Source organism: Mesorhizobium sp. M0244 (assembly GCF_040321795.1).
In the GTDB taxonomy this organism is placed as follows: Bacteria; Pseudomonadota; Alphaproteobacteria; order Rhizobiales; family Rhizobiaceae; genus Mesorhizobium.
Window position 1 is genome coordinate 82,047 of record NZ_JAMYSE010000013.1, and the last position, 16,524, is coordinate 98,570.

The following is a 16,524-nucleotide window of genomic DNA, read 5'->3' on the forward strand; positions in this document are numbered from 1 at the left end:
GGGCCGCTTGCCATAAATCGAGCAGAGTAGCCGATTTGCAGCCTCGCTTGTCATCACGCTTAACCGCTCCAAAGGCAAAAAGGCCACCAATCCGCCCCAACTGCTGCTCCCGTGCCCTTGGGCACACACGCGCTAGTGGCGACCATTCTATGAGCGCGCTTGTAAATATTGGCTACTCGCAAGGGATGTCGATAGGCGTTCGCCAGCAAAAGTGGTCTCATGTTGACCAGCTTTTCCGGTGTAAATCTGGTCAGCGGTCCAGAAACAGCCAGCGCTCCGACAAGGCCCTCGCTGCCAGAAAAAACCGGTACGGCCATCGTCGCTGTTTCAGAATCTCCCTCCCCGAGCGATACAAACGGAATCTTCGCCATAAGAGCTATTCGCATTCTAGGCTTAGCGAGACTAAACCGAGCAAGCACTTGGCCAGCTGCATGATGGTCAAGCGAAAGCACATCGCCCTCTCGGATTTGATCCCGGATCAAATGGCGACAGTCTGCACGAAACAGGCAAATGCTGCGATTTCCCTCCTTTCGAAAAAACGATGCGCTTTCATTCGCCCGTTCAACAAGGCTCAAAAGGAGAGGCCGAACGAAGGCCTCCATCTTAAAACGACGACGGTAGAATGAGCCCAATATCATCGGCGTAGGGCCGGCAGCAAAGCGCTTGTCCGCCATGCGAACAATGTAGCCACTCCGGACAAGGGATTCCGTTAACCGAAGGATCGTGCTTTTGTAGAGGCCTGTTCTAGAAGAAATCTCGGCCAAGCTTAAACCTTCGTCGCGCTCTGTGAAGCACCCGAGGATCGAAAGCGCGCGATCGACAGCTTCAACCCCTCCCGCTCTTGTGTCTGCTTGGAGCCTGCCGGACATAATGTAGGGAGCACAACACTGGCGCGTCGGTTGCGGCAGGCTGCGTTACAGCTTCGCTAGGCATCCAGGTTTGGCCGGTATCCGGATTCAGGAGGATGATCGCAGAACGCGGATCTCCAGATGTCAAACCCCGATGGTCCCCGGCGCGGATCGTGAACAGCGGAGTTTCCGCCACATCCTCGGCTGCCGCTACTGTCAAAACAATGCTTGCGGGCGCCACTGCGCTCATGGCAACAAACGGGCTAATCTTTGTTGACATTTCTCGTCATCGATGCCTGCCATTATAGCCACGACCGTTCAGGACGGAATCGATGCGGCGCAAGATCGCCTTGGAATATCGAGGTAGGCGATAGCGAACCTCGGTCGTCTGAGTTTTTTGGCGGGCTGAAGTAGGAGGCTTGAGGTGTGTAACACGCGTTGGGCCATTGGTCGCTCGACAGCGGCCGAAATCATGGAGCTGAGGTTTGATGAATAAGATTGCCTTACTTCCTCTGGTGACGTATCCGGAAGCGAATTCCACCAAAATCGTCTTAAACGCAATCGCGGTGGTCAAGCACATTGGCGCGGCGCTTCACGCATTAACGATCAATGTCGATATCCCGGGTATTTCCAACCCGGTGTCGAGATACTTGATCAACCTTCCCGAAATGATCCGGGAGACAGAAGCGACCAGCCGCAAGCACGGGCTCGATTTGCTGGAGGCATTGAAAGCTGAAGCGGCACGTGTCGGATCGTCCCTGACAACCGAGGAGATTGCTGTTCAGCCGGCATCTGTCAGCGATGTTGCGGCAGTGAAGTCACGCTATTTCGATTTTGCTTTGATTGGGTTGGAGCCAAATAACCAGACTGCGCGCATGACCGTTGACGCGGTTCTGTTTGGTTCGGGCCGACCGACCATAATTCTGCCGGAAAGCGCAAATGTTGGTGCAATCGATCATGTTATCATCGCTTGGGATGGGAGTCGCGTTGCGGCCCGGGCCGTTGCCGACGCGTATGAGTTTCTGCAATGTGCGGCAAAGATAACCGTACTGACGGTGACAATCGAAAAGCCGCTGCGCGATATTGGCGAAAGCCTTGCTTTAAGCCTGAGAATGCGTGGCCTTCCCGCTGAGGGAGTCTCAATCGATGCGGAAGATCGCCCCATTGGCGTTACGCTTCAGGAGCGCGCTGTCGGCATGGGCGCCGATCTGCTTGTCATGGGTGCGTACGGCCATTCCCGGATGAGAGATTTTGTCGTGGGTGGCGCAACCAAGGGCGTTCTGGGCGATCTGCGCCTGCCTGTCCTTTTGTCGCACTAGAAATCTGCAAATCTGGCCTCGAGTAGCGGCGGCAAGTTGGCTCCTACGGTTGCGCCAGCGGCGTCAAAGGAACCAGCTACGAGTTCAAGACGAAACCGTGCCTAATTCTCTTGAGTTGCGGATTGTTTCGCCTTCGAAATTCGAACTCGAACTGAACTGGGGAGCATACCCGTTCGCGCCGCCTACGATTGATTCCTGCCCTTGCCAGAGGCAGACAATGACGGTCCGCCTTTGGTGCCCATCAAATCCACGCCTGCAGCCATTTGAGGCCGAAGGCGCCGGGAGCCAGAATACCTGTGGCCCAGACGAAGGCTGAGGTGATGTTGGCAATCTGAAACGTCAAGGCGGGCATCTTACAGATGCCCGCCGCCAATGGCACGGATGCGCGCAAAGGACCGAAGAAGCGCCCAAAGAACACCCCGGCCACCCCCCATCGCTCGAAGAACAGGTGACCGCGCGGAATGAGGTTTGGATAACGTGACAGGGGCCAATAGTGCGAAACCCCGTTTCCCAACCGCGTGCCGATCCAGAAGGACAGCCAGTCCCCCAATGCCGCCCCAATGGCGGCGGCAAGCCACAGGGGCCAGAATGCGATACCGCTTTCGCCGATGAGAAAACCGACACCGATCAGGATCACGGTTGCAGGCAACAACAGAGAGATGAACGCCAGCGATTCCCCAAAGGCCAGCACGAGCACCAGCGGAACACCCCATGCTTCATGCGTCCGGATAAACGCGATCGTCGCTTGCGTGACCTCATCGAGGCTCATTCATCACTTTCCAATTCGCACCAAGCGTGACCGACGGTTGACATCTCACCATATCGGTCCCTCTGGCAAAGACCTGCCGCGCAGGAAAGGGAAATCGTGCAGACGTGTAGCGGCCGAGCAACGCACACGGCGCAAGTAACCATTCAGAAGGATCTTCCTCCCGCTCTGATTGACAGAACCCACGGGATCGACCTTAACTCATTCTTAACAAAGGTGGTTGGGCGGGTCGGATGAGTTCCTCACGAGTGCGGTTGGGCGTACGGTTGGGCGGCGGTGCGGTCGTTGCAATCATTGCGATAATGTCCACGTGGTCGGCGGCGACGGCTTCACAGTCGATGCCGATCGGTGGCTTTACCTCGCAGCCGATCGGTCACTACGATTTCTGCAAATCCCATCGGGCCGAATGTGAGATCCGCTCACGCGACAATGGTCCGGAGCACATGACCGGAAAACTCTGGCGGCAGATTACGAGCGTTAACCTGACGGTCAACAACAACGTCAAGCCGATGAGCGATCTCGACCAGTACGGACAGGACGAATTCTGGGCTTATCCGGACAGTGGTTTCGGCGATTGCGAAGACTATGCGCTGGAAAAGCGTCGCCGTCTGATAAACAGCGGCATTCCTGTGTCGGATCTGCTGATGACGGTTGTTCGCAAGCCCGACGGCGAGGGTCATGCAGTGCTGACTGTTCGTACCGACACGGGCGACTTCATCCTCGACAACCTCACCGACACGGTGCGCCGCTGGGACCAGACCGGCTACCGCTTCCTGAAGAGGCAAGCCGGCACCGACACGGGGCGCTGGGTCTCCCTCGATGGCGACAACCCGCTGGTCAGCGCAATCAAGTGACGGTAGTGTAACAGTTCACCCCAAAGTTGACGCCTTGCCGAAAGAGATCTCTGTGGCTGATGCGCAGCCTGCTCTTCGTCTTAGGTCGGAGTGTTCGTCGTTGTTAAGGCTTTGTGTCCGGCTTCGCCTGATTGCTGCTCGCCCCCTTCGACGAGCACACTCAATGGCGCTGTCGCCTCCGGGCAGCCGCTCTGAATTTTTTTCCATGACGAAATGTTGAGAACCATGTCGCATTGCGCGAGTTCCGGTCCAGACGGCAATTGCAGACAGGCGAATTCACCGTGATGGAACGTCCGGCCGTTGGCGAGGCACTGACATTCTGCCCGCGCGGGCGTTGCAACAAGCGCCGCGAAAACCAGGATGCAAGAGGCATGGAACGTCCTCATGCGAAATCATAGCACGATCCGGAGCGGGCGCCAGATCGCCCAGCATGAGCTACAGCGCCGTGATGATGACGAACGCAATCGCGACCGCGGTGGCATGGGAACCGGCGTTGGCGAGCGAGCCCGGGAGGCCACTCAGCAGAGGCTCGATCAGATGCACAGATCAGCACCCGTCGCCGGCCGCTCCGGCGCCCGTGAGCAGTAGCGCCATTAGCGCGGCGAGAACTCGGACGCTCCGCCTCGCCCAATTTCGACCCTCTCACGCCCTCGGCAACGCAACCCTGGATGAGGACCGCGTCATTCCACACGCAAATAACCGGTCAGGCCGCTCTTCTGATGTTCAATGACGTGGCAATGGAATGCCCAATTACCCGGATTGTCAGCGACCAACGCCACTTCCATCACTTCTTGCGATTTAAGAAGGGCCGTATCTGTTACAAGCGACGCAATTTTGCGCTTGTCGGAGCGTAGCAGACGGAAAGACATACCGTGCAAATGGATCGGATGATCGTTCGGCGTTTCGTTGCGAAGGCGCAGAACATAGCTTTTGCCTCGTCTTAGAGCCGCGAGCGGATCAACTGGCCCCGGCGCGTCCCCTCGCCAGGCGACGCGGTTGATCGACCAGAAGGTGTAGCCGAGCGTGCCGCAAACACCCGGCGCCGGCGCATCACCATTGGGCGACCAGCCAAAGACGAAGTCCATTGTCTCGGGATCGGCAAGATCCGGCTCCGGTACGCGATTCGGCCGCAGCGGCTTGAGTTCGCCAAGCGTCCGCCCCGCGCTGGCGCCGATAGGCCGGAATCGGACGAGAACGCGAGGTCCCTTGGCTGTTCTGAGATTCAGGCTGACGATCTCGTCTTCGCCATCAGGCACGCGGAGGGCGATATCGGCGCGCTGGCCGGGCGCGATGACAATGCCCCGAGGCGCAACAGGCTGCGGCAGCGGGTTGGCATCAAGAGCGATCACTTTGGCCGTTCCGCCATCGAGGTCATAAGTGCCGATACGGGTGACATCCGTGACTGCCAAACGCAGGCGCACAAGGCTGCCCGCCGGCAGATCGTAAATCGGGGTGACTTCCCAATTTACTGTCGAGACCGTACCCAGCGTGCCGCCGCGCGCAGCGTTGCGTGCCTTGAACAATTCGATGAACTGGCCGTCTTCGCCGAGACGGAAGTCGCGTATATTGAGCGGCAAATCCTGGTCGAAACCGGCATCTTCGTCATCTTCGACAACAAGCATGCCTGTCAGACCGCGGGCCATCTGATCGAGCGTGTTGCAATGCGGATGATACCAATAGGTGCCGGCATCCGGCGGTGTCAGAGTGTAACGGAAGCTTTCGCCCGCCGCGATGGGACGCTGGGTGAGATAAGGCACGCCGTCCATGGCATTGGCGATGCGCAATCCATGCCAGTGCACACTCGTCGCTTCATCGAGATCATTGACCACGTCTATGGAAAACGGCCTACCTCGCAATAAACGCAGAGTGGGCGGCGGCCCGCCCGCACCGAAACTCATCATCCCTTTGGTGACGGTGCCGGGCAAAATCGACCGACTGATCGCTGAAACCGGCAAGGTCAGATCGGCTGCTACGGCCCTGCCGGCAATCAGCCCGCCTGCAGCGCCGACAGCTACTGCTGCCGTGCCGCCCAGCAAGAATCCCCTCCGCGACATTCCCGACATGAAGCAGCCCTTTCAATGGAGTATAGCGGACGTGGTGTTGTTGTCTCTTCGTTCACGAATTTCGAACCCTGGCAATGATTCAAGGTCAAGGTGGCGTAGTCTCCGAAGGACTTCAACTGAAGTTGGAGTTTCACTTGCTTTTTGATGATTGCCACACAACGTCGCACTGAGCCGCGAGGCGTCTACGTGGCAGCTCTCGCCGAACGGCGTGTTGTGGGTGTAGCGTGCCCGATTGGCAGGAGTTACGACGCAAGCTATCCCCTTGCCGGAAATGGGCTCGCCTGAAACAGCACATTTGAAGCGGCCACCGTCTCTTAAACGCCCATAAACGCAAACGCCCATAGACGCTCATCACTCGTCAGCGCTCTATCTCGGCCCATTTCTGCTCGCCGCAGGATCGGTGCAAATACGGTCATCCAATTTCAATAACGGAACCCTGTAATGCTGCCGTCACATACGGTGGCTAGGCGGATGCAGGGCGCCCTGCCCGTCCAACCTTTGGAGACAACCATGCGCGCGTTGCCGACTGTCATGGCGCTTGCGGCCCTGCTGGGCACGCAGCCCGCTTTCGCCGAATTCGTCACAGCTTTCGATTTTCCGCAGCCGAAAGACACCAGCGAATTTTACACGGTTATCGAGATTCCGGCGGGAAGCTTCACCAAATATGAGATCGATGCCGAGACAGGCCATGTCGTCGTCGATCGATATCAGTCCATGCCGGTCGTCTATCCGGCCAACTATGGTTCCGTTACCAGTTCGTTGGGCGGCGACGGCGACCCGTTGGATGCGCTTGTCTTCACCCGGGAACCCGTTGTGCCCGGTGCTCTGATCAAAGTCCGCGCCATCGGCGTGCTCAACATGGTCGACGGCGGCGAAGCGGATGACAAGATCATCGCTGTGCCGGCTACGGATATCGATCCGCAATATGACGGGGTCAAGACCATCGATGATCTTCCGGCCATCGAACGACAGCGCATCGAGGCATTCTTTCGAGTTTACAAGCAGCTACCTGAAGGCCGCAAGGCCGTTGAGCTGAACGGCTTTGGTGGCGCCAACGTCGCCATCGACATGGTTGGCAAAGCCATTGAAAGCTACCGGAACAAGAAGGACTGACAGGAAAGCAGAATCTCAACAGGAAGCTCATCCATAGGGCTGGTTCCTAGCGGTGTTGGAACACCGCTAGGGTATGCGTTGGGCTTGCGTCGCACTGTTGGATGCGCGCAAACTGCGCTTCGCTTTAGCTCCGGGCGTTTGCTGTTGATAAAGCCAAATCGTTGGCTTTATCTCCGCCTTCGCCTGGTTTCTGCTCGTCCCCTTTGACAGGCAAGCCAAACGGCGCCGTCGCCTCGGGGCATCCATCCTGAATTTTTTTCCATGACGAAATGTTGAGAACCATGTCGCACTGCGCGAGTTCAGGACCTGACGGCAATTGCAGACAAGCGATTTCGCCGTGATGGAAAATGTGGCCGTTGGCGAGGCACTGGCATTCGGCCCGCGCGGGCGTTGCAGCGAGCGCCGCGAAAACCAGAATGTAAGAGGCCGTGATCGTCCTCATGCGCAAGATCATAGCACGATCCGGAACTGTCGCTAGTGTGAACGCTTCACAAGTAACTCGGCGGAGAACTCGTACCGCGGGCGCTCACGATCCTCAATCGTCGTTCGCGTCGGTTTTTGCCCTGTTGTCCGTATTTTGTGGCCCGAATCAAAGGCACGGCCAAGCGACCAAAATGACCAGCAAATCCATCGGCATGCCGCGCCCAACGACACCTGCCAAACTGCCGGCATGCATGACGAGCAGCGTTGTTCGAACCAACGGCCGCGATGATGCGCGACACGTTCAGGTTGAGGGAATGCGCGGGTCCTGAACGAGATAGAGCCGCGCAGTCGGCGTGAAATCAGTCACCAGGAATGAGAACGAAACCGTGCTCAGCGGATCGACCTCGCCTTTCCGGAACAGAAGATGGTCATAAGGTTCGAATTCACGACTGAATTCGGCGAAACTATCGGACCGAATTGCATCCGTTTCGCGGCGCGCCTGGTCGAACGAAAGCCCGTCGCTGGAATCGCTTGGCTGGTTGAGAATCTCCTGCAACTCGAACTCGAATTCGACCCAGGCGTGACCGCTGTTGTTGAGGGCAACGATCCTTAGGGAAATGAACCCGGTGGCATAGTTGCCGGAGGCACCGAATGGCTGAACCGGCCGGATGGCGCGTATGGTGAGGGTTACCGGGCTTGCCGACTCGAGTTCCTCGGTGATCACGACGGGATCGGCCCTTGTTCCGGCTCCCGAAGCGGCAATGATCCGGAATCCGCCGAGTTCGTCGGAAAAGGAGTAGGCGCCTGCTTCAAATATTCTGGGCCTTGTGCCATCGGCTCCAGCGAGGAGTCCGCTTGCTGCGAGCACGGTTGCGAATATCCCTACCAGACGTGCGCCTGATATTCGGGTTGACGAGTGGTGCCACATGGCTCGAAGTATGAACGACATTCCCGCGGCCGCATACTGGAATGGCTCAGGCGAGAGGGTATGATGGTTGGATTTGGCGCCGTAGGTCGAGGCATTCAACCGGATCGGTCGCCGCAAACCGCGGAGAGGTTGTCGCTGCCGGCGATATGCGCGAGAGGACGTACCGATGTTCGGACTTGGCATGACCCACCTGTTGGTTATCTTCGTGGTGGCGCTGGTTGTTTTCGGCCCGGAGGAGCTTCCAAAAGTCATGCGATCGGCGGGGGCAATGATGAAGACATTCAATCGGATTGCGGGCGATTTTCGAAAGCAGTTTGACGACGCCGTACGTCAAGCCGAGAAGGAACTCGACCTGCAGGAAACCCGCTCGATGCTTCAGAATGCGATGGACGACGTGCCGCGAAGCGCTGACAAGGCCATAGTAGGGAAGGACAGCAATCTCGATCCGGCCGCTGAGCGGGGCGCAGAATCTGAACTGACGTCGGTCACGGCCAAGGATGCGAGGTTTAATGCCGAAACGTCATCAAACCAGTGATCGGGCAGAAGAGCAGTCGCCCATCGGAACCATCGCGAGGCTCCCAGCCGCTCCACCTTCACCGTTTCGGTTTCGCCGACTGCGCGCCGGGACTCAAAACCTCATCTCGGGCATTCCCCTCGCTATAAAATCCCTTCACAGGTTACCATTGTTCCAGCACTGCCGTGCTGCAGCCGTGGTCTGTTTGACAATCGTGTTGCTGACTGCGGCGGTCACCGACGTCGGCTCCGCTTCAGCGCATCGCAACGCGCTCTGGCAGGTTGTGCAGACCTGCGCTCTTGCCGCAGCGCATCTTGGCAGCGCTTTCCCCTGCGAGGAAGTGATCCTGCCCAGGCAGGGCGTGCCTGGATCAGCTCTCATTAAATCACCCCGATACCGGACCGAGTTTCTGTTGACGCCACTTACGGCTGTTGCCGGCCTTGAAACCCCGTCTGTCCGTTGGCAGGGCAGTTCCCAACTCTGGAATCGGGCATGGAAAGCACGAAGCAAGGTCTCGGCGAGCCTCGGACGTCACCTTCCACGAACGGCCATCGCCATGGCTGTGAATTCCAGGACTGAGCGATCCCAGGATCAGTTCCACATCCATATCGATTGCGTTGCGGTGTCGGTGGAAAAGAAACTTGTCCTGAAGGGGCCGAAGGTGGAAGGTCCGTGGCAGCTTCTCCCTTTGGCTCTGATGGGGAAACGCTATTGGATCAAGGCAGTCGACAAGCCGGATTTGGAAACGACCAACGTAGTCGGCATCATCGCTTCCGGCCTGCCGCAGGCCCGGGGCGCCATGCATCACGTAAATGTCGTCGTCGTTGGCGCCGAACTCGCCGGCGCAAGACCGGGATTTTACATCCTGACCAATTGGGAAAGCTCAGCGGCCGAGCGCCTTTTTGATCACGACTGCACCTCGCGTTGAGCGCCCACGAGGCAACTGGCGAAGCAATAGCCGCACCCGGACATTCGACGGAAGTCTCAAAGCAGTCTTCGCGGAATGGTATCCGGGCATGGCAAACGACAATCCAAGACCCGATCAGCGCAGCAAAGCTGCGTGACCGCCCCGCAGTTCCTCATGCTCTCCTATCTGCAGGCCCGCACCGGCTAACGTCGGCTCTTCGACGATCCGATGAAGGGACAGCCCGAGACGAGCTGCGCACCATGCGCCTCGAAACGCGCAAGATGGGTCGCGGTTGTCATCGCTCGGACGCAATAATGACCGCTTGTTCGTGGTCTGTGACGTCGACACGTGGCAAATTCGTCGTTTTTGGTCGGCGCGCGTTTCCTGCCATGTCACATCGCTGACACGGACATCGCCGAACATTGTCCGTGAACCCACCCGGAGCCTGCCATGCACCGTCTTATCGCTGCACTCGCAATAACAACAAGCTTGAACACCGTTGCGGGGGCAGCGACGGTCTACCCGCTTGATCGGGCCACGATCCTGGCGCAGTCGCCTTTCGACGTGAAGGTCGAGTTCGACAAGGTCGTTAGCGCCGACCAAGTCACGGTTACGATCAACGGCCAGCCGGCGGAAACCGTGTTGGGCAAGAAATTCGAATTCCTCGAGAAGGAAGAAGATTTCGACGCTTCGGCGCTGTTGATCCGCGCAGCCAGCATTTCGCAGCCTGGTACCTACAAGCTGGAGGCGAAGGCCGGCGACGAAATGAAGTCGGTGAGCTGGCAGGTTTTCGGCACCCCGGCAACGCCCAAGGCCAAGAACGTCATCTTCTTCCTCGGCGACGGGCTTTCGGTCGCGCATCGCACCGGCGCCCGCATCATGTCGAAGGGCATGACGGAAGGCAAAACCAACGGGCGCCTCAACATGGACGACCCTCGATCACATGGCCTTCATAGGCACGTCCGCGACCAATGCGATCTCAACCGATAGCGCCAACACGATGTCGGCTTACATGACGGGCCACAAGACGGCTGTCAACGCGCTCGGCGTCTATGCGGATCGCACCAAGGCCAGCCTTGACGACCCCAGGGTCGAGACGATCGCAGAGGCGCTGCGGCGCACCGGCAACAAGTCGATCGGCGTTGTCTCAACCGCCGAGGTGGAAGACGCCACCCCTGCGGCGGTCGTCGCCCATACCCGCCTGCGCGCCGACAAGGCTGACATTGTCGGCATGTTCTTCGTCGTCAAGCCCGAAATCGTCCTTGGCGGCGGCTCCGCCTACTTCCTGCCGCAGAGCACGCCGGGCTCGAAGCGCAAGGACGACAAGGACTACATCGCAATGTTCAGGGATGCCGGTTACACATTGGCGACCGACAAGACCGAACTCGTGGCCGCCAAGGGAACCAACACCGGCAAGATCCTCGGCCTTTTCCACACCGGCAACATGGACACGACACTCGACCGTGAATTCCTCAAGAAGGGCAGCGTCGAGAAGTTCCCGAACCAGCCCGGCCTTGTCGAGATGACGCAGACCGCACTCGATCAGCTTTCCAAGGACGAGGACGGCTTCTTCCTCATGGTCGAAGCGGCGTCCGTCGACAAGATGTCGCATCCGATGGACTGGGAGCGGTCGCTGTTCGAGACCATCGAGTTCGACAAAGCCGTCGGCACCGGGATGGAGTTCGCCAAGACGCATCCGGACACGCTGATCGTCGCCACGGGCGATCACACGCACGGCGTGTCGATCATCGGTACCATCGACGACCAGAAACCGGGCGAGGAGATGCGCGACAAGGTCGGCGTCTATGCCGATGCGGGCTTCCCGAACTACACCGACGAGAACGGCGACGGTTATCCCGACAAGGTGGACGTCACGCGGCGACTGGCTATATTCGCCAGCAACTTTCCCGACTACTACGAAACCTTCCGTCCGAAGCTGGATGGTCCGTTCGAGCCGGCCGTGCAGAACGGGGCGAAGCAGTACATCGCCAACGAGAAGTACAAGGACGTTCCGGGAGCGGTCCTGCGCGTCGGCAATCTGCCGAAGACGGCCGGCACGGCCGTCCACGCCGTTGACGATGTCGTGCTCCAGGCGACCGGCCCTGGCGCCGAGGAATTCAAGGGCTATATGGAAGAGAGCGACGTCTATCGCGTGCTTGCCGATACCCTGGCTCTTGCGCCGGCAACGAACTGATGCACTTTAGCCGATCTGGCTTGATGAACCAAGTCGCGCCATGGCTCCTGACGCTACGGCGCCTGGAGCAGAACGCCGGAAGCAAGTTTCGCTTATGAAACAGCGCCCGATCACCCGCCGCAAATTGGTGCTGCTTGGCTCGGCCGTCGCACTGGTCAAGATGACTGGCGCGAGTTCCGCTTCCACGGCAACGGCAACGGCAACCCTTGGCTTCGATGAGCTCTATGGAAAGATCAGCGTTCTCGGGCTCAGCTTTTCGGACAAGGTGAAAGGGCTCGCGGAAGCGGAAGTCTCCATGCAAGGCTTCATGGCGCCGCCGCTCAAGGCCGAGGCGAATTTCTTCGTGCTCACGGAAATCCCGATGGCGCTTTGCCCGTTCTGTTCCTCCGACGCCGACTGGCCGGACAACATCGTGGTCATCTACCTCGACGAGGCGCAGACCTTCGAGCAGGCCAATGCCCCGATCGAGGTGAGCGGGCGGCTGGAGGTCGGTTCATGGACCGACCCGGAAACCGGCTTCGTCAGCCTGCTTCGCATCGTCGATGCGCATTTCCGCACGGCCTGACCGCAAATGCTCCGTTTGACGATCCGTGACCTTGAGATGTCGTTTCAGGGTCTTGGCAGGCCTGCGCTGGCTCTGTCGGCGCTGGAAATCGCGCCAACCGAAAAGGTTGCCGTTACCGGTCCGTCCGGGTGCGGGAAGACGACCTTCCTGAACGTCGTCACCGGACTCGATCGCGTTCGGAAGGGTTCGGTTCGATGGGGCGAGACCGATCTTTCCGGTCTTTCGGAAGCTGGTCGCGACCGTTGGCGCGCTATGCATGTCGGCCTTGTCATGCAGGAGATCCACCTGTTCCCCGGCCTCTCGGCGCTCGATAACGTGCTGTTGCCGAGCCGACTGTCGCGGCTCCGTTCGAATACCGACTTCAGAGCGGACGGCATGCAGTTGCTCGAGCTGGTCGATATAGATCGTCCCGATCAGCCGGTCGAAACCATGTCTCGTGGACAGATGCAGCGGATCGCGGTGGCTCGGGCATTGGTCGGGCGGCCGGCAATCATCGTGGCCGACGAACCGACAGCCAGTCTCGATGCCGATTCTGGGGCCTCTGTCGCGGACCTGTTGCTGCGACTCTCCAACCAGGCGGGTGCGACGCTGATCGTGGCGAGCCACCAAAAACGCCTCATCGAAGGCCTCGATCGCGTGATCCATCTGGAGTCTGGCGCCGTCGTCAGCGACACCGGCAAGCCCGCGGCCACGCATGATGAGGCGTTTCTTTGACGTCCGCGCACGATCGGTCGCGAATCCGATCAGCCGAGGTAACCATACTGCCGGTTCTGCGGCCGCCCTCACGCGAAGGAAATGACCCTTGTTGCGGTTTATCGCTGCGGACTTGAAGCGACACTGGATCGGCGTGGCTGCGGTGGCGCTGCTCATCGCGCTCGCGACCGCGCTCGGCGTCGCTGTCACGCTCGGCGAGCGGGCGCTTCGGTTGGGTAGCGCACGTGCGGCGGGCGCCTTCGATCTGGTCGTCGGCGCGCCCGGCAGCGAGACCCAATTGCTGCTGTCCGCCGTGTTCCTACAGGCAGCGCCCTTGACGCTCATGCCGGGCAATGTACTGGCGGGGCTGATCAGGGACGAACGTGTGGCCTGGGCGGCCCCCGTCGGGTTCGGTGATTTCGTCGAGGATTTCCCGATCGTCGGCACGACGCAAGCGCTGGTCGACGGTGAGCGTGACGAGCACCCCATCTTGCCTGAGGGCTATGCACTGGGGAGATTTGCCGCCTGATTTGCGGCAGCGAGGAGCGCAGGCGCATGGAGTGGGAGGACCCTGATGCCAGTCATCAAGACAGTCATCAAGGCAGGCATGAAGAGGGTCACTATCGCCGGGTCGAGGTGATCACAGGCCGGCGGAAACGGCGCAGCTGGACGCCGGCGGAGAAGGCGCGGATTGTTGCGGAAAGCGCGGAGCCGGGCGCCAACATCTCGGCTGTCGCGCGGCGTTGGGGGATCAATCGAGGTCTTCTTTCGGTCTGGCGACGGCACGTGGGGCTGGTGCAGGCGAAAGCGGCTGCGGAGACGACGCCAGCCCTGCAGTTTGTGCCAATTACGATCGCGGGCGAGGAGCGACAGCTCGAGCATAGTGACGCACGGAATAAGGAGGCGCCCAGGTCGACCGGTCGGATCGAGCTCGAGATCGGTGAAAGCCGCCTCGTCCTGACGGGTTCGGTCGATCCGGCCCTGGCGGCCGCCATCGTGGGTGCCTTGCGTGTGCCGCAGTGATTGCGTTAGCCGGCGACGTGAAGGTGGTGGTGGCGACGCAGCCGGTCGACTTCCGCCGCGGCATCAATGGCCTTGTTGCCCTGGTCGCCTCGGCTCTTGCAGCCGATCCCTATTGCGGTGACGTCTTTGTCTTCCGCCCCAAGCGCGGCGACAGATTGCGCCTTCTTTTTTGGGACGGAAGCGGCATGGTTCTGGCCTCGAAATGGCTCGAATCGGGGCGCTTCACCTGGCCGCCGATCCGCGACGGCCAGGTCCGGCTGACGCGCGAGGAGTTCGCCCTTCTGGTGGCTGGCCTCGACTGGACGAGGGTGGCGAAGAAACACGTCAAAAGACCGGTCAGAGCGGCGTGAAGTGACTGGATTTGCTTGAAGATTCGGGGTCGCCTGGTAGGGTTGATCATGTCGCCCCGCCCTGATTCGTTGCCATCGGATCCTGCCGAATTGCAGAGAATGGTTCTGGCTCTTAAAGCCGAGAACGCGGAGCTGCGCGTCTATGCCGATCTGCTTCGGCAGATGATCTTCGGGGTAAAATCGGAGAAGCTGGCCGTGCTCGATCCGGTGCAGATCGCGCTCGATCTCGGTGACCTCTGCGAGGTGCCGGCCGCGGCCAACGACGATGCCGTCGAAGACAAGGATCGGCCGCGACGCAAGCACCGGTCGGCGTCGCGCAACATGGGTGCCCTGCCGAAGCATCTGCCGCGCTGCGAGGAAGTGATCGAGCCGCAGAGCGCGGTCTGCTCGTGTTGCGGACTTCCCCTCCATCGCATCGGCGAGGATATCAGTGAGGCCCTCGATATCGTTCCGGCACTGCTACGCGTGATCCGCACGATCCGGCCCAAATACGCCTGCCGGGCCTGTGAGGCCCATGTCGTCCAGGCGCCGGCGCGAGCGCGAGTAATGGACGGGGGCATGGCGACGACGGCGCTGGTGGCGCATGTGGTCGTCTCCAAGTTCGCCTGGCATCTTCCTCTCTATCGCCAGTCGCAGATCTTCTCGGGTTACGGCATCAATCTCGACCGTGGCACGCTCGGCGGCTGGGTCGGACGGGCCGCCTGGTGGCTGAGGCCGCTTTACGATCGCCTGCTTGCCTTCATCCGCTCGCAGCCGCGGGTGTTTTGTGACGAAACGCCTCTGCCGCGACTTGATCCGGGACGCAAGCGGACGAAAGTCTGCCAGTTGTGGGCGCAGGCCGTCGATGATCGTCCCTGGCAGGGACCGGCACCGCCGGCAGTCGGCTATGTGTTTGCAGAAAGCCGGGGAACCGGAGAGATCGAGGCACAGCTTTCAACATTCGACGGCATTCTGCAGGTCGATGGCTATGCGGCCTACAAGAGCCTGGCGAAGCGGCGGCGCAAGAGCAATATCGCACCCTTGCAGCTTGCCTTTTGTCTGGCCCATGCTCGGCGCAAGTTCGTCGAGGTGGTCAAGACGACGGGCTCGAGCGAGGCGCTGGCGGTGGTCGCCGCTATTGCCGAGATCTACCGGATCGAGGAATGCATCCGCGGCATGAGCGCCGAGCAGCGCCTGTCGGTGCGCAAGGCCGAGAGCGCTCCGCTCATGGCGGCACTGAAGGAGCAGTTGGAGATGCTGATCGATGAGGTCTCGGCCAAGTCGTCGCTCGGCAAGGCCATTGCCTACACGCTGGCGCATTGGCATGGGCTGATCGCCTTCCTCGAGGACGGCCGGATCGAAGTCGACAGCAACGTTGTCGAGCGTTCGCTCAAACCAGTTTGCCTGACGAGGAAGAATAGCCTCTTTGCCGGATCCGCTCGCGGTGGCGAGACATGGGCGGTGCTGGCATCACTGGTCAACTCGGCACGGCTCAATGGTCTCGATCCCGAAACCTGGCTCGCCGACGTGCTCGAGCAGATCGTCTCGGGTTCCATTCCGGTCAATCGGCTCGACGAGCTCTTGCCGTGGAATTGGAAGACGGACCGGGAAGCACGGGGCCAACTGGAGCGTGTGGCGGCATGATCGCTCGTCGGTCAAGGGGGCCCGTCGCCGCTCGGCCCGCTGCGGCGTCCTCGATTGCGCCTTCGCGCCCGATGCTGGACGATGCGGCCTTCGAGACGTTCCTGCACAAGCAGCGGCCGCATCCGCCGGTCTTCGGCATGGATGGGCTCGACGGCTATCTGACTGCGCTCATCATCGGTCCGCGCTTTATCGACCCGCGCCAATGGATTCCTTTGTTTGCAGGCGAGCAAGCGTTGATGGCGCTCGAAGGTACAACCGAGGCGCTCGCCGTTCAGACGCTGGTTGCCAACTATAACCGGATCTCGGTCGGGCTCGGCGAAACGCCGGAGACCTGGCGTCCG

Annotated in this window: 17 protein-coding genes and 2 pseudogenes; 13 read left to right on the top strand and 6 right to left on the bottom strand. The window is 60.1% G+C overall.

The genetic code is table 11. From position 1 onward, the window contains the following. Positions 1-59: 59 nt before the first annotated feature. A complete protein-coding gene (locus NKJ08_RS12225) occupies positions 60-869 on the bottom strand; it encodes an IclR family transcriptional regulator (protein WP_352781853.1) in 810 nt (269 codons plus the stop codon). A 467-nt stretch (positions 870-1,336) separates the two neighbouring features. Here NKJ08_RS12225 and NKJ08_RS12230 point away from each other — a divergent pair, with 467 nt between their 5' ends. Further along, positions 1,337-2,167, top strand: coding sequence for a universal stress protein (locus NKJ08_RS12230; protein WP_352781854.1), 831 nt, complete (start codon positions 1,337-1,339; stop codon positions 2,165-2,167). Positions 2,168-2,408: 241 nt separating this feature from the next. Here the strand turns inward: NKJ08_RS12230 and NKJ08_RS12235 are convergent, their stop codons facing one another. Beyond that, positions 2,409-2,936, bottom strand: a complete 528-nt coding sequence (locus NKJ08_RS12235) for a DedA family protein (protein WP_352452006.1) — start codon at positions 2,934-2,936, stop codon at positions 2,409-2,411. Positions 2,937-3,166: 230 nt separating this feature from the next. On the opposite strand from NKJ08_RS12235, the gene NKJ08_RS12240 reads away from it, so the two are divergent. Further along, positions 3,167-3,787, top strand: a complete 621-nt coding sequence (locus tag NKJ08_RS12240) for a transglutaminase-like cysteine peptidase (RefSeq protein WP_352781855.1) — start codon at positions 3,167-3,169, stop codon at positions 3,785-3,787. A gap of 80 nt (positions 3,788-3,867) precedes the next feature. On the opposite strand, the gene NKJ08_RS12245 is transcribed toward NKJ08_RS12240, so the two are convergent. Together NKJ08_RS12245 and NKJ08_RS12250 are read right to left on the bottom strand one after the other, a co-directional pair. Then, positions 3,868-4,173: a hypothetical protein gene (locus NKJ08_RS12245; protein ID WP_352495683.1), complete on the bottom strand. Its 306-nt coding sequence runs from the start codon at positions 4,171-4,173 to the stop codon at positions 3,868-3,870. A 294-nt stretch (positions 4,174-4,467) separates the two neighbouring features. Continuing rightward, entirely contained in the window at positions 4,468-5,823 is a 1,356-nt protein-coding gene (locus tag NKJ08_RS12250) for a multicopper oxidase family protein (protein ID WP_352781856.1), read from the bottom strand. Positions 5,824-6,360: 537 nt separating this feature from the next. Here NKJ08_RS12250 and NKJ08_RS12255 point away from each other — a divergent pair. Next, complete coding sequence (locus tag NKJ08_RS12255) at positions 6,361-6,963, top strand: inorganic diphosphatase (protein WP_352508708.1); 603 nt, start codon at positions 6,361-6,363, stop codon at positions 6,961-6,963. 124 nt (positions 6,964-7,087) lie between these two features. Here NKJ08_RS12255 and NKJ08_RS12260 read toward each other — a convergent pair whose 3' ends face one another. Both NKJ08_RS12260 and NKJ08_RS12265 read right to left on the bottom strand, forming a co-directional pair. Continuing rightward, complete coding sequence (locus NKJ08_RS12260) at positions 7,088-7,405, bottom strand: hypothetical protein (RefSeq protein WP_352495680.1); 318 nt, start codon at positions 7,403-7,405, stop codon at positions 7,088-7,090. Between the two features lie 282 nt (positions 7,406-7,687). Further along, a complete protein-coding gene (locus tag NKJ08_RS12265; RefSeq protein ID WP_352452000.1) occupies positions 7,688-8,254 on the bottom strand; it encodes a hypothetical protein in 567 nt (188 codons plus the stop codon). A 226-nt stretch (positions 8,255-8,480) separates the two neighbouring features. Here NKJ08_RS12265 and tatB point away from each other — a divergent pair, with 226 nt between their 5' ends. The 10 genes and pseudogenes from tatB to NKJ08_RS12315 form a co-directional block, all read left to right on the top strand. Then, complete coding sequence (gene tatB, locus NKJ08_RS12270; protein WP_352781857.1) at positions 8,481-8,849, top strand: Sec-independent protein translocase protein TatB; 369 nt, start codon at positions 8,481-8,483, stop codon at positions 8,847-8,849. Further along, positions 8,824-9,756, top strand: a complete 933-nt coding sequence (locus tag NKJ08_RS12275; RefSeq protein WP_352781858.1) for a CDP-diacylglycerol diphosphatase — start codon at positions 8,824-8,826, stop codon at positions 9,754-9,756. Before tatB ends, NKJ08_RS12275 begins: the two co-directional genes overlap by 26 nt. Before the next feature lie 429 nt (positions 9,757-10,185). Next, positions 10,186-11,929 (top strand): annotated as a pseudogene (locus tag NKJ08_RS12280) (alkaline phosphatase). Between the two features lie 94 nt (positions 11,930-12,023). Then, positions 12,024-12,494, top strand: a complete 471-nt coding sequence (locus NKJ08_RS12285; RefSeq protein WP_352781859.1) for a hypothetical protein — start codon at positions 12,024-12,026, stop codon at positions 12,492-12,494. A gap of 36 nt (positions 12,495-12,530) precedes the next feature. Continuing rightward, complete coding sequence (locus tag NKJ08_RS12290) at positions 12,531-13,208, top strand: ABC transporter ATP-binding protein (protein ID WP_348625954.1); 678 nt, start codon at positions 12,531-12,533, stop codon at positions 13,206-13,208. 88 nt (positions 13,209-13,296) lie between these two features. Then, positions 13,297-13,698 (top strand): annotated as a pseudogene (locus NKJ08_RS12295) (ABC transporter permease); the annotation flags it as partial. 44 nt (positions 13,699-13,742) lie between these two features. Next, a complete protein-coding gene (gene tnpA / locus NKJ08_RS12300; RefSeq protein WP_352466296.1) occupies positions 13,743-14,210 on the top strand; it encodes an IS66-like element accessory protein TnpA in 468 nt (155 codons plus the stop codon). Then, positions 14,207-14,560 (top strand): IS66 family insertion sequence element accessory protein TnpB, encoded by a 354-nt coding sequence (gene tnpB, locus NKJ08_RS12305; protein ID WP_352466297.1) that lies wholly within the window; start codon positions 14,207-14,209, stop codon positions 14,558-14,560. Before tnpA ends, tnpB begins: the two co-directional genes overlap by 4 nt. A 48-nt stretch (positions 14,561-14,608) precedes the next feature. After that, positions 14,609-16,183, top strand: coding sequence for an IS66 family transposase (gene tnpC / locus NKJ08_RS12310; protein WP_352780890.1), 1,575 nt, complete (start codon positions 14,609-14,611; stop codon positions 16,181-16,183). A 71-nt stretch (positions 16,184-16,254) separates the two neighbouring features. Beyond that, on the top strand, positions 16,255-16,524 hold a 270-nt coding region (locus NKJ08_RS12315), incomplete at its 3' end, for a UPF0149 family protein (RefSeq protein WP_352781860.1).